The organism is Pontibacter toksunensis, assembly GCF_042686245.1.
GTDB lineage: Bacteria > Bacteroidota > Bacteroidia > Cytophagales > Hymenobacteraceae > Pontibacter > Pontibacter toksunensis.
The window spans coordinates 76,982-91,820 of the sequence record NZ_JBHUOX010000022.1; the positions used below are offsets into that span (position 1 = coordinate 76,982).

General features: G+C 49.3%; 6 protein-coding genes. All 6 read left to right on the plus strand.

Features of this window, described 5'->3' with window-relative positions; translation table 11 throughout:
• Positions 1–698 precede the first annotated feature (698 nt).
• Complete coding sequence (locus ACFS7Z_RS21805; RefSeq protein WP_377489504.1) at positions 699–3,911, plus strand: SusC/RagA family TonB-linked outer membrane protein; 3,213 nt, start codon at positions 699–701, stop codon at positions 3,909–3,911.
• 19 nt (positions 3,912–3,930) lie between these two features.
• Entirely contained in the window at positions 3,931–5,439 is a 1,509-nt protein-coding gene (locus ACFS7Z_RS21810) for a RagB/SusD family nutrient uptake outer membrane protein (RefSeq protein WP_377489507.1), read from the plus strand.
• A gap of 346 nt (positions 5,440–5,785) precedes the next feature.
• Positions 5,786–8,260, plus strand: coding sequence for a glycoside hydrolase family 31 protein (locus ACFS7Z_RS21815; RefSeq protein WP_377489510.1), 2,475 nt, complete (start codon positions 5,786–5,788; stop codon positions 8,258–8,260).
• A 489-nt stretch (positions 8,261–8,749) separates the two neighbouring features.
• Positions 8,750–12,403: a DUF4450 domain-containing protein gene (locus ACFS7Z_RS21820; protein ID WP_377489513.1), complete on the plus strand. Its 3,654-nt coding sequence runs from the start codon at positions 8,750–8,752 to the stop codon at positions 12,401–12,403.
• Positions 12,404–12,789: 386 nt separating this feature from the next.
• The gene (locus ACFS7Z_RS21825) at positions 12,790–14,286 is read left to right on the plus strand and encodes a Kelch repeat-containing protein (protein WP_377489516.1); all 1,497 of its coding nucleotides are present in this window, start codon (positions 12,790–12,792) and stop codon (positions 14,284–14,286) included.
• A 42-nt stretch (positions 14,287–14,328) separates the two neighbouring features.
• On the plus strand, positions 14,329–14,460 hold the full coding sequence (locus tag ACFS7Z_RS21830; protein WP_377489519.1) for a hypothetical protein: 132 nt from the start codon (positions 14,329–14,331) through the stop codon (positions 14,458–14,460).
• Positions 14,461–14,839 lie beyond the last annotated feature (379 nt).

The window sequence follows — 14,839 nt, forward strand, 5'->3', positions numbered from 1 at the left end:
ACTCCTCCTACGTAGCAGAAGTGGCATCCGGAGGCGCATCAGAAAGCTTTGTCATACACAAAGGCTTTCTCTCTTCCGACAACTCATCATACATCCTGTCCAGGGTAAAATACTCTTACTTCCAGTTACTTTTTACAAGAACATAAACCGGGTTTCTCTGCCCTGTAAACCTTGAATGGACTGCATACCAATTACCTGAAGTTCCATACCATATTCCAGCAGAATCATAAGGCCGAAGTTGCCCCCTTCATTAGGTACAGAGAGAAAATCACCAGGAATAAACCAGGATCAAGCCTGACTCTTTCATAGCCTGTAAAGCCTGCTACAGGCATCCAGCAATTTTTTGTCTATTAATTTCCAGGCAGCTACAGGATAGAGCAGGATAGAAAGCTTTTCTGAATGCTATAAATTTAGGATAAGTTACAAGTTCTTCATCCGGCGCAGAACAGGTGGAGCAGGCTTCAAAACTTCCTGCAACGTGCCGTCATCCGGCTAAGGTACATAGCCTTTAAAAGTGAAGGAGCCCACAAAAGCCTGGTATGTATAGAGCAACACCGCCTTCTGTTGCACGCTGTATGATACCCGGTAAATAAAGGATATAGTATGCTGCTGTTGTGAAGACTCCTTTGAAAAGAGCAGCCTGACTGTAGGACATTCTGGTTGACAATAAATGTGTATGATAATTAAAACGCTTACCTATGAGAAGTAAAAAACAGCTATGGCAGCTAAAAAGCTGTATGGCATTTATACCTTTAGCTTTTGCTGGCGCTGCTCTTCCCCAGGAGGCTATAGCAAGTCCCTCTGCTGTATCAGCCAGTCTTTTTCAATGGACTTTATCTGGTAGAGTAACCTCTGCGGCCGGCGATCCGCTGCCTGGGGTTACAGTGTTGGTGAAAGGCACCACTACCGGAGTTGCCACCGGACCGGATGGTTCTTTCTCGTTGTCTGTGCCGGAGACCCCAGGCACGCTGGTCTTCTCTTTTATCGGCTTCAACACAACAGAAAAAGCTTACTCCGGACCAGGTACGTTCAATGTTACTCTGTCTGAAGACGCGGAAGCACTCGAGGAAGTGGTTGTGGTGGGCTATGGTACTCAAAAGCGTGCTGATGTGACAAATGCGATTGCAACACTGGATGCCAAAGCAATAGAGGAAAGACCGATTGCGCGGGTGGACCAGGCGCTGGTAGGCCAGATGGCTGGTGTACGGGTGCAGCAGACAAGTGGCGTACCGGGCAGGGGATTCAGCATTCAGGTAAGAGGATCCGGTTCTATTACCGCCGGTACGGAGCCGCTTTATGTAGTGGATGGTTTCCCGCTCGACGTGGTTTCGCAGGGTTCAGCGGGAGGCTTCGGACAGGGAAACCCGCTGGATAACATCAACCCAAACGATATTGAGTCTATCCAGGTGCTGAAAGATGCTTCTGCCGCTGCTATCTACGGTTCCCGTGGTGCGAATGGTGTTGTGATTATCACCACAAAGGCTGGCAAGTCTGGTAAGCCCAAAATATCTTTCAACACTTATGCCGGCTGGAGCGAGACAGCGAAAAAGCTGGACGTACTGAGTGGGGAGGAGTGGATAGACAGGGCCGTGGAGATGATAAACTTCAACTGGGTAAACTCCGGGGAAGGCAGAACCGCGAATCAGTCTTCTGCAGAAAGGGTAGCAATCCTTGGCCGCTTCAGCCCCAGCCTAGTTCTGGATGAGCGCTGGCTGCAGCCAGGCTACCCCGGGCTTAGGTTAGTGGACTGGCAGGATGAGGTCTTCAGAAAAGGACTCGTGCAGAACTACCAGGTGGCTGCCTCTGGGGGCACCGACGCAGTGAATTACTATATTTCAGGCGATTATCTGAACCAGGAAGGAATTGCGTTGGGCTTAGGGTATGAGCGTTACTCTGCAAGGGCAAACGTAGAAGTTAAAGCAAACGACAAACTGAAGTTCGGGATTAACCTGAGCCCATCCTACTCCATTACAAATGATCCGGGGGTAGAGGGGAAAGATCAGCAGATGCACATTGCCGTAGGGTTTAACCCTGTGGTGGAAGATACTGTTGGCCTTGATGTGAACACAGGCGACGAGCTGCCTTACCAGTGGGGCGTTTCCAGAAACAGCCCTGTGCGGGTGATTGAGAACTCTATAGGAGAGACCAGGATCTTCAGAACCCTGGCGACCTTGTTCGGCGAGTATAGCCTGATGGACAACCTGCGGTTCAGAAGCACCTTGAACCTTGACCACTCTGACGCCAATTCCAAGTCTTTCAGACCTTCCATTGTGAGCGGCAACCGTGGGAACAGACAGGCAGGAGGCGGCTTTGATGGCTACCGCAGGCTAACTTTTGTAAATGAGAATACTGTCTCTTATGACAAAGTAATAGCGGACAATCATAGTGTGTCTGCTTTGGTAGGTGCTTCCTACAACATGGGTACCACGAATTATTTCCAGATGCGCAGCGCTGGTGGATTCGGAACAGACGACATTTCCACACTGAATGCTGCGCTGAACATAAACGCCAGAAATACATTTACTACAGAAACCAAACATACGCTGCTGTCTTACTTTGGCAGGGTACAGTACAGTTTCTCAGATCGCTATCTCTTTAGTGCCACAGTCCGCCGCGATGGTTCTTCAAGGTTTGGAGAAGACACGAAGTGGGGTACTTTCCCTTCTGTCTCGGTAGGATGGAGAGTAACGGAAGAAGATTTCATGGAAAACATAGGGGCAGTAAACGAATTCAAACTGAGAGCCAGCTATGGTATATCCGGTAACAACGCTATCCCGAACTACGCCCATATTCCTTTGCTTGGGTTTGCCAACTACTCCCTTGGAGGGATGAGCCCTGCAGTGGTTACCGGACAGATACCAGTGAACGCTCCGAATCCAAATTTAGGTTGGGAAGAATCCAAAACACTGAACATTGGTTTTGACCTGGGCCTTCTGGAAAACCGCGTCTTTACGTCTTTTGACTATTATACCAAAACGAACACGAACCTGCTGCTCAACATTCCGGTGCCTACCGCCACCGGCTTCTCTACTGCGCTTACGAACATCGGGGAAGTCTATAACACAGGTTGGGAACTGGAGTTAACCACCCACAATATCACAGGAGCCTTTAACTGGACAACTAATGCAAACCTGAGCTTCAACAGAAATGAGGTGCGGCAGCTGGGGCCAAACAACACCCCTGTTGAGACAGGCTCTTACGGAGTTGGCCATAGGTTATTGCAAGTGGGCCAGCCGCTTTGGAGTATCTATGTGGTGGAGCAGGATGGTATCCTTTCGCAGCAGGACATTGATAACGGCGTGGCCCTTTATGGCAATCAGGTGGAGGGAGACCCAAGATACGTGGATGCCAATAACGATGGGGTGATCAATGACAATGACCGTGTAATTGTTGGTAAACCAAACCCGGATTATGTATGGGGGCTTACGAATACCTTCAGCTTTAAAGGCTTTGATCTGAGAGTGCTGGTGCAGGGCCAGCAGGGCGGCCAGCTTTATTCTATGTTTGGCCGTGCCATGGACAGGCCGGGGCAGGGACTGGTAGAGAACACGCTGGGGCTGCACCGTGACCGTTGGAGATCTGCTGAGGACCCGGGTGCCGGAGAAAGAGGAAAAGCAAACTCTAGTTTCGGGTTTTTAAAGAGTACCGCCTGGCTCTATGACTCTGATTACTGGAGGGTAAGAAACATTACCTTAGGGTATGACCTAGGTAGATTGTTGAATAACCAGCGGTTTGTGCAGAATGCGCGCATTTATGTAAGTGCTGAAAACTGGTTTGGTGGTGATGAGTATTTGGGCGGCTTTAACCCGGAGGCGGTTAACAACGCAGATGGAGGTGCGCTTGTAGGGGATGACTATGGTGCTTTCCCGCTGGCTAAGTCCATGACTGTCGGCTTGAACCTTTCCTTCTAATTACAAGCTAAAATTTATCATGATGAAAAAGATAACCTTATATATATGTTCGCTGCTGATGGTAAGTTTGGTCTCCTGTGAAGAGGAACTGGATCAGATACCACTGTCAGAGGCCAGTACGGCAAACTTTTATCGGACTCCTGCCGAATTCGAACAAGCTATTAATGGTGCGTATGCACAGCTGCGCCCTTTCCCGGATCGTTATTATGATCTCTCTGAAACAAGATCAGACAACATTTATGGCTCATCCACTACCGGAGTACGGCCCTGGGACCCTGTGAATGACTTCGCAAGAACGTTATCGAATAACGAATTGATTGAGGCAGCCTGGAACCAGAACTTTAATGGTATCATGCGTGCAAATACGGTGCTGGACAGGCTGAACGCCGATGTTGTTTCAGATGAAACGCAGCGAAACAGATTAGAGGGCCAGGCAAAATTCCTGCGGGCACTTTACTACTTCGACCTGGTGCGATGGTATGGCAAGCTCCCCATCTATTCAAGCGTTGTTACTCCTGCCGCCGCGCTGGAAATCCCCAGAAGTTCTGTTCCGGAAGTATACGACTTCATCATGTCTGACCTGAACAGCGCAATGGAGCTTCTGCCAGATAGATGGACAGGTGCCAATGTAGGCAGAGCTACGTCGTGGGCAGCCAAAGCACTGTTGGCGCGCGTCCACCTCACACGTTCAGGACCAGATTACGGCATAGAGGGGCCCACCCTGGGAGTAAACGAATACGATCAGGCACTTACGCTACTGAATGATATTATCAATAACAGCCATCATGCATGGGTAAGCGACTATGCCAGTATCTTTGACTATGACAACGAGAACAACCCGGATATCATTTTCGATGTTCAGTTTCAGAGTGGTGGTTTAGGCCTGGGATCCACATTGCCCGGATACATGGGGGTTTCATCCTATTTCAATACGGTGCCCAATATACCTTCACCTCAGTCTAGTGTGGAGTTCAGGGAAATTTCTGATGATCTGCTGAATGCTTACGAACCAAACGATGTAAGAAAAGCCGTTACCATTCAACAGGGCTTTACGGATGATTTCGGGAATGTAGAGACGAGGGCGTTTTACAGGAAGTTTCTGAATGAGGCCAATCCTGGTCTGGATCGTTTTGACTGGCCTATTAACTTTCCGCTTATCCGATACACCGACGTGCTGCTGATGAAGGCAGAAGCCATACTAAGAGGTGGCGCAGGAGGAGGCCAGCAGGAAGTGGATGACATTGTGAACATGGTTAGAGCAAGAGCAGGGTTAGAGCCTGTTTCCGGTGTGACCCTGGATATGCTGCTGGAAGAAAGAAGGCTGGAGTTCGCAGGTGAGGGACTGCGCTGGCATGAGTTAGTACGGTTTGGCAAGGTGATAGAGAAAATGAACGCCTGGCTGCCACAGGAGGATGAACTAAACAGAATGCCGGCTTCCATTGAGCCTTTCAATATTATATATCCGATTCCGTTTACGCAGCTTACAGTTAAAAGAGGGCTTTATGAACAGAATGCAGAATATAACTAGGTAGTATAACAAAAGCTACTATAGGCAAAAAGGAGCGGCACGAATAGTGGCGCTCCTTTTTGCTTTATAGGCAATGCTTTATGCTGCCCCTAATTTTAGTTGTGCTTCAGCACTGAAATGAAAGCGCAGGTAGAAGCTGCCAAAGGAATAAAAGAGACCAGCACCAACACCCGCACAGGGAAACGGGACAGTGCAGGATGGCAACATGAGCAGGATTGCCTATTTTAGAAGGTGCCTGAAGCTGCGCAAACAACGGAGATTCGTTTCTGCTGCTGTTTCTCCCAAGGAAAGACAGGGCGAAAGCAAGGCCGTGAATAGATTTTATCGTCAGAAAATACAGAACAAAATGATACATCGCTTAAAGCAGGTAGTCACATTCCTTATTCTTCTACAGGTATTTTGCCTGCCGGTGCTGGGGCAATCCTCAGTAGGTAACTACCAGTCTGGCTTCAGACAGCAGGGGAATGAAGTGTTTTTCAAGAGTGCCAATGCGGACGTAAAGCTGGAGTTTTATACACCGGACATGTTCAGGGTAAGGGCCAGCTGGGACAGAAAATTTCAGCCGAATGAGCCTTACATGGTCGTGAAGTATGATTTTCCTAAAGTAGCGGTGAAAACTTCGGAACAGGCAGACCACTTCCTGCTGCAAACTGACAAGCTCGATATTAAGGTAAACAAAGCGCCTTTTGGTATAGCGGTCTATACAAAAGAAGGCAAGTTACTTACAGCAGACGCCACAGGCGGAGAAGGTTTTGTAAAGGACGGGCAGGCTGTTGCCGTGAAAAAGCAGCTGGCCCCGGACGAGCATTTCTTTGGTTTTGGTGAGCGGATGGACTTCCTGGATCAGCGAAACAAGAAGCTTAGTATGAACGTGGGCAGGGGCAAAGGCTTGCCGCACCACGTTGGGGCCTATAATGTGCTGGAAGCAAATTATTCGCCGGTGCCGTTCTTCATGAGTACCCGCGGCTATGGTATTTTCTTCCATACCGCCTACCCCACAGAATGGGACATGGGCATGAGCAACCCGGAGAGCTACAGCTTTAAGGCAGAAGGCGGCGAACTGGATTACTACTTCATGTATGGGCCGAGCTTCCCGGATTTATTAAACAGCTATACCACCCTTACTGGGAAATCGCCGCTTTTGCCTGAGTTTGCGCTGGGGCTGCATGTGGGCACCTACAGCGGTGGCACCTGGGGGCACGAAGCAGAAACCTCAGACAAGTATGTCGTAGAGTTGGGGCGCAAGTTCCGGACATACGGTATACCTGCCGACATCCTGCACCTCGACTCCACTTGGCGCATCTTTGGCAAGAATGGAGGAAAAGGTGCTACATCATTCGAGTGGCGGCCAACCTTTAAGGATCCGAAAGGAATGTTCGACAGTCTGTATGCGATGGACTATAAAATGGTGGGCCTGCACCTGCGGCCGCGCTTCGATAACGGAAATCAGTTAAACCTGCTGGCGATGGCGCAGGAACAGGGCTTTGTTTACCCGGAGCAGGACTCGCCCGGCGAGTTTGTCAATTTCTTTGATCAGAAGGCGGTAGACTGGTGGTGGCAGAACGGTGTGAAGCGCATCGCCGACCAAGGGGCCATGTTCCTGAAAACAGACGAAGGCAGTGCCTTTGGTGCCCTGGCAAATGAAAGCGAGAAAGTAGGCCCTACAGGAGAGGACATCAAGTGGAAGCACAATATTTTTCCGCTTATTTATACCAAAGCATCCTTTGAGAAATTCCAGGAGCACAACGGCATGCGGGGCATGGCACATACCCGCGAAGGCTATGCCGGCATTCAGCGCTACCCTTTTATCTGGGCCGGCGACTGGCCGAGCGAATGGCAGTATTTTGCACCTGTAATCAAAGCAGGTCTAAATATCGGCTTGTCCGGTGTCAGCAACTGGTCGCATAACATGGGCGGTTTTGAGCACGTAGCCGACCCGGAATTATACATCCGCTGGGTGCAGTTCGGGATGTTCAGCCCGGTGGCGCACTTGCTGGGTATGGAGCATCCTACCTACAAGGAGCCCTGGAACTATGGCGAAGATGCCCTGCGCAACTTTAAGAAGTACGATTTGCTGCGTTACCGGCTAATCCCTTACATGTACAGCAACGCCTACAACAACCATACCACCGGTGTGCCGCTGATGCGTGCGCTGGTGCTGGAGCATCAGAACGACCCGAACGTATACGATGTAGCGGACCAGTTCATGTTCGGAAACAACCTGCTTGTAAATCCTGTCACCACCAAGGGAGCCAAGACACGCACGGTATACCTGCCGGAGGGCACCTGGTTCGACTACTGGACCGGCAAGAAGTATGAGGGAAAGCAGTACGTGCATGTACTCACGCCGCTGGATACCATTCCGATATTCGCAAAAGGAGGCGCTATAATCCCGATGCAGCCGGAGATGAAGTATTTTGGCGAGAAACCAGTAAACACAATTACGCTGGACATCTTTCCGCACGGTGCCTCTAAATTCGAGCTGTATGAAGACGATGGAAAGAGCTTGGATTACAAGAATGGAGAATACGCCATCACAGAAATCAATTCCAACCAGACCACATCCGGTTTGAACCTTGCGATTAAAAAGCCGAAGGGCAAGTACAAGGTCCCGTCGCACAACTACCTGGCAAAAATCCATTGGAACGACAAGAATGCACCTGCCAGCGTTACGGAGAATGGCAAAAAGGTAAAAGCTGTGGCAAACGCAGCAGCCCTGGAACGCGGAGCAGGTTGGTATTACGACGCGCAAAACAACCTGCTCTGGATTAAAACCAAGCGCTCTAACAAAGAAGACATCAACCTGGCAGTGAAGCTCTAAAGAGAAAGCGAATACTCCTCCTTAAGTAGATTGGAATGAGGCACTCTTGATAGTTTCAAGCCCGTTCCATAGTCTATCTTCTTTTGCATCCAGCTGGCACGAAGTGAACATGTTTCCAGTCTTTGGGTTGAGCGTCTGGGGGGAGGGGCCTTCTATTTGTAAATTTCCGGTGCCACGCCAGTGACAGCCGTCAGGCAGGAAATATACACAGCGCGATGCCCTTAAGAGGGCCCCTACCCCCAAGTCGAGGCCCCTCGGCCTTGAGAGCACAAACAAGAGCGATGAAACATTTGGAAAGTTGCCTCTGAATGAACAGTTGCAACGGTAGCCTGTACAGAGTTTTTTTCATCGGGTACATCCACACAGTCAAGATTTGAAGAGCAAGGAAATTCACATTCGCTTATGTTCAAAAATAAAGTAACTGCTTGTTGCTTAACTCTACTGCTGGCATGTCAGTCGCAGCATACCTCCAATAGCAGTATAGGGGCGGTGAGTGAAAACAAGGCGCAGCCATCTCAGGAGAAACCGGAAGACAGACTGAGCGTAGCGCGGCCGCTTCGCTACAAGCCGGAGGGAACTGACTTTGTCATCCTGAACGGAAACAAGCGCTTTAACAGGGCCTTGTACGGTACGGGTACCGCCTTTAGGGTAGAGGCTGGCGATTTGCCGGAGTTCCTGCTATACATGCCCCGGAAAGGTGGAAACCTGAAATTAGGCATTGCAACATCGGAAGGTGACAAATGGCTGATAGAGGCAGACCATATTAAGGCCATTTACCGGCCCGGCACCATGATCTACGAAATCAAAGACCCGCTGCTGGGAGAGGGGCAACTGAACCTTCAGGTGCTGGCAATGGCGGAGGCAGAGGGCATGCTGGTGTCACTGGAAACTACGCCTGACACACAACCTTTTGAGCTGATCTGGACCTATGGCGGTGCCAGCGGTCACCGGCCTGCCAGGGACGGCGACATTGGCGCTGACTCGGAAGAAGGCTTCTACCTGCACCCGGAGCACGCGAAAGGCAATGTGTTCGAAGTGCGGGAGAATACCTTCCTGCTTGGCTTTGAATCAGATAAGAACAAGGCAGGCAGTTCGGAAGAAAACACAGCAAGCGTAAAAGACAAAGGCTACCAGATTTTCGGCATTTCGGCTCCCGGTACTTCACTGAAAATTGGCGACGCCAACCAGCAAAGTTCTCCTAAAATGCTTCTGGCTTCTGATAAGTCTAACTTGCCCCTGGTAGTAGGCCGGAAGCAGATACAAGGCAGTCAGAAAATCTACTTTGGCCTGCAAAACAACCTGACGGCAAAGCCAATTGCCTATCAGGAACTGCCGGCAGCGTTTATCAAAGCGGATGAGCAGCGGAAAAGAATCGCCAGACAGGTGAAAATTGTAACACCTGATCCATACCTGAATACTTTAGGCGGAGCACTGAGCATTGCCGCTGACGCTATCTGGGACGGACAAAGTTACATGCACGGGGCCATTGCCTGGCGCATGCCCCTGAACGGCTGGCGTGGTGCCTACGTGGCCGATGCCCTGGGCTGGCATGACAGGGCCCGCACGCACTTCCGGGGCTACAGTGAGGCGCAGGTACTTTCTCCTGACTCCGGCCCTGTGGTACCCGATCCGGAAAAGAACCTGGCCAGGCAAAAAGAAGAGATAGGCATCTCGCTGTATACCGAAGGCTACATCTCCAGAAACCCCAGTAGTAAGAAAGTAGCGCACCATTACGACATGAACATGGTGTTCATTGACGAGATGCTCCGCCATTTCCTGTGGACGGGAGACAAGGAATATATACAGGAAGCCTGGCCCATCATAGAACGTCACCTGGCCTGGGAAAAGCGGAATTTTGATGCGGATAACGACGGGTTGTACGATGCCTACGCCAGCTTCTGGGCAAGTGATGCGGTGCAGTACAGCGGTGGCGGCGTCACGCATTCCTCTGCCTATCATCACTTTTCGATCAAGATGGCTGCAAGGTTAGCCACGCTCATCGGCAAAGACCCGAAGCCCTATCAACAGGAAGCAAAGAAAATAAAGCAGGCAATAGAGACGACCATGTGGCAACCGGACAAGGGTTGGTACGCCGAGTATAAAGACTTGCTCGGCTTACAGAAACTGCATCCCGCGGCGGCCCTCTGGACAGTCTATCATACCTTAGATTCTGAAGTGCCGGATGCTTTCCAGGCGTACCAACTGCTGCGCTACGTAGACACACAGATTCCGCACATTCCTATCCAGATTTCAGACCTGCCGGGGGAAGACCTGTACACCCTCACTACCTCCAACTGGATGCCCTATACCTGGTCTGTTAACAATGTGGCGCTGGCGGAGGTGGCGCACACTGCCCTGGCTTACTGGCAGGCAGGTCGTACCGAAGAAGCCAACAAACTTATGCGAAGCATCCTCATCGAAAGTATGTACATGGGCTCCAGTCCCGGCAACCTGCAACAGCTTTCTTACTACGACCATTACCGTGGCGAACTGTACCGAGACTTTGCAGACGGCATCGGCATCAGTTCTAGGGCACTGGTAGAGGGAATGTTCGGCATTGTGCCCGACGTGCTGGCCGGGGAGCTCCTTATTCGCCCGGGCTTGCCCGCCGACTGGAACCATGCCAGTTTCGAGACGCCGGATATTCAGTATGCTTTCCAGCGCGAAGGCGACACAGAAACCTATACCATTACCCCGCACTTTAACAAGCCGCTAAATCTTACTTTCAGAGCTGCTGCCTTAAAAGACAAGGTGGCCTCGGTAACGGTAAACGGGCAGCCTGTGCAGTGGACAAACTATACAGAAGCGATTGGTAATCCGCAGATACGAATAGCGCCTCCTGCTGCTGAAAAGTATCAAATTAAGATTACCTGGAACGGCGATAAGCCTGCCGGCGCTACCTACAATGCAGTAGCAGCAAGAGGTGCTGCATTCACCGTTGATTTAAAAAATGCGAAAGTGCTGGAGATAAAAGATCCGCAAAAAATAACAGCAGGAAAGGAGAAACTGGGAAATAACCTGAAGGTAAACATAGCGGGAGAAAAAGGACATCATACGTTCTTCGTGTTGGCCAGGCAGGGAGAACTGCAATGGTGGGAACCTGTAAATGTGGAGTTAAAGGAACCGTATGAGTTAAGTGCCCGACAAGGTGAAAGCCCACAGGTGCTGCTCCATAACAATACGGCCGTTGCGCTAAACGAAGAAGTTACGTTTACTGCCGGAGGCTTTTCTAAAAAGCTCCTGCTGCACGTGGAACCATCTCAGACTTCTGAACCAATAGTGATACCAGCTGAATTCCTGCTGCCAGGTACCAACAGGGTGGAGGTAAGAGCAGGAAACGGACCTATCGCCACCGCCGAATTAATAAACTGGCAACTTCCGGTGCCGGAGGGACAGCAACAGCCGGAGTGGGAAACAGTAGACCTTTCCGGGCACTTTAACGATAATGTAACTCAAATTTTTAAAAACGACTATCTCTCGCCTCGTCCTGCCGTGGCTACCCTCCAGTTACCGAAACAAGGCATAGGCAACTGGTGCTACCCGTTGGTGACAGCCGAGATAGACGATACAGGTCTGCGAGCCAAAGCTGGCGAAGATGGCATTGTAGAGCTTCCAAATGGCTTGCCCTTCAAAACTACGGGTACAGCAGAAGGCAATAACATTCTTTTCACCAGCCAGTGGGACAACTACCCTGACCAGGCGACTGTTCCGCTACAGGGAAATGCATCCCACGCTTACCTGCTTATGGCAGGCTCCACCAACCCGATGCAGTCCCGTTTCGACAACGGGGAAGTGGTGGTACACTATACCGACGGTACGCAGGAGAAACTGGTGCTGCGGAACCCGGAAACATGGTGGCCGATTGAGCAGGATTACTACGTCAACAACTACTCCTTTACGCTGAATAAGCCGAAGCCTATCCGGGTGCACCTAAAAATCGGAGAAGTGCTGGAGAACTTCGAATATTCCGACATCAAAGGATTCGCCTACGACAGCTACATTCCGGGCGGAGCAGCAACCGTGCTGGACCTGCCCCTGAACCCACAAAAGAAGCTAAAGTCTCTGGAAGTAAAAGCGCTGGCAAATGATGTGGTGATTGGACTGATGAGCGTGACCCTGGTGAGAAGTCGTGAAATCAGGTGATGACGTGTGCCTATTGAAATTCCCACCAAATGAAAGTGCTATCATAATCTTCAAATTCTTTCGAATGCATTATTTCTGTTGTTGTCGGTAAAGTTCGGGAGACTAAATAAACCAAACCTGCTTTCAAGAGAGAAAAGCTCCTTAACTAAAATATGGTATCGCTCATAAACTTGTAACTTCAGTATTTCAATAAAACTTTATATTATATTAAGCGTAAATAAGGAGCAGCTACTCTCTAATGTTTACAACAATAGAAAGTTATAAAGCTACAGTTACTCCCTCCCCCTCGTTACTAGACATATTGGCTGAAGTGCATCAGTTTGATGCTAAGCTTGTGTAGATATCTCTTTTGAACTCCTTGTATCAAGTGTGTATCCTTTCTGAAAGTGGCTTATTCCTCTTTAGCCATATTAGTTTTGGTGTTTTATAAAGGTGTTCCTATGAAATCACTACAAAAATTCCTTGCTATTCTTTTCTTGGCAACCCTGCCATTTGTTTCCTGCACAAAAGAAGATAACGATCCTGCTCCAACAGAGAACGATAATGCAGCATTAAAAGCAAATGCTGGACCCGATCAAACCATTACCCTGCCACAAGACAGTGCTCTTTTGGATGGTAGCCATTCGTCAAGTATCTATGGCGCTATTACTAGTTATGAATGGTACAAAATTTCAGGGCCAACTTCTTTTTATATAGTCAATGATAAAGCTGCTAAAACCCAGGTAAAAGAGCTTATTAATGGTACTTACGAATTTGGTTTAAGCGTAAAGGATAACGAGGGCAGGATTTCGAGAGACACGGTGCAGATTACAGTAATATCCGGTGTGGAGAATGAATCATGTGACAGCAGTAACCGGCCCATCGTGCAGGCCCAACTCCTACCTGCGGGCACCCTCTCCGAAGCAAGAGCCGGAATGGCCGTGGCGGCGGCTGGAAATAAAATTGTATTTGCAGGTGCCGCATTATCGGGCGCTGGCGTTAACGGTTATGGTTCTGCCCGGGTAGATATTTATGATATAGTCACTGATACTTGGTCAACTGCCCAATTAAGCGAAGCTCGATCTGATATAGCAGCCGTTGCCGCCGGAAACAAAATATTTTTTGCAGGCGGCAGGTTAGGCGATGGCGCTTTTGATGAGCTTTTTTCTACGGTTGATATTTATGATGTAGTAGCGGATACCTGGACAGTTGCTTCGTTGAGTGAGCCTCGGGCGTATATCGCGGCTGCAGCTGTAGGGAACAAAGTGTTTTTTGCCGGCGGCGAAAAGAATATAAATTACGAGACCTCCGACAAAGTGGATATATATGATCTGTCTACTAACAAATGGTCAACGGCATCATTAAGCGAGCCCAGGAGTTATATCTCGGCTGTAGCCGTTGATGATAAAATATATTTTGCAGGCGGACAAACAGAGGACAGGTGGTACAACATTCCTTCTGATAACATCGATATATATGATAATACCACAGACACCTGGTCTACCTCCACTTTAAGTCAACCCATGGGATTTGTGGCTGGCGTTGCCGTAGCTGACAATATATACTGGATGGGAGGCTGTAGGATGGAAACTGAGAATGTAAATACCGGGCAAAGCTCACTCGACTATTTATTCAAACCTGGGGACTGGGGATACATATATAATCATGTTGTCGTAAAGGATAATAAACTGGTGTTTTTTAGAATCTCAGGGGAGAACGCAAATAAGTTTGACATCTATGATTTGGATACCAAGACCTGGTCAGTTGGTGTACTGGAACAGGATAATGTTCAACTCCGATCTGTCTTTTCGGTAAACAATATTATTTATTTAGCAGGAGGCATGAGGTATGTAGATGACAATTCTTTTGAACTGTCAAATCAAGTCTGGAAGCTGGAGTTTTAGAATCAGTATATATTTTTCATCAAAGCGAATGCCTATCTGCTGATGGCAGGCTCCACCAACCCGATGCAGTCACGGTTCGACAACTGGGAAGTGGTGGTACACTATACCGACGGTACCCAGGAAAAACTAGTGCTGCGGAATCCGGAAACATGGTGGCCTATTGAGCAGGACTAATACGTCAACAACTACTCCTTTACGTCGGATAAGCCGAAGCCTATCCGGGTGCACCTGAAAACCGGAGAAGTGCTGGAGAGTTTAGACTATTCCGACATCAAAGGATTCGCCTACGACAGTTATTTTAAAGCTCTTTTACTATAGGTGTGAAATTAGAATTTCTTTGCTAGAAAAAAGGTAATTCATTTTATAGTGAAGCCTAACGGTTTGGCTATGAGCAGTGGCGTCGCACAGGGCGCTATTGCTTATAGGTTTTGTGTGCGCCCAGTATGGGCACCTGATACTAAAGGTATCAATTTATTCCAGAGGGTGAAAGTCCCTTGCAGGCGAGTTGGTGAAGCCTGTTAGCAAGCCGCAAGCTGGTTCGTCGCGAGGCGTG

Coding starts and splice junctions, on each gene's coding strand:
- ACFS7Z_RS21805 (WP_377489504.1), top strand. CDS start 699: ATGAGAAGTAAAAAACAGCTATGGCAGCTAAAAAGCTGTATGGCATTT.
- ACFS7Z_RS21810 (WP_377489507.1), top strand. CDS start 3,931: ATGATGAAAAAGATAACCTTATATATATGTTCGCTGCTGATGGTAAGT.
- ACFS7Z_RS21815 (WP_377489510.1), top strand. CDS start 5,786: ATGATACATCGCTTAAAGCAGGTAGTCACATTCCTTATTCTTCTACAG.
- ACFS7Z_RS21830 (WP_377489519.1), top strand. CDS start 14,329: ATGGCAGGCTCCACCAACCCGATGCAGTCACGGTTCGACAACTGGGAA.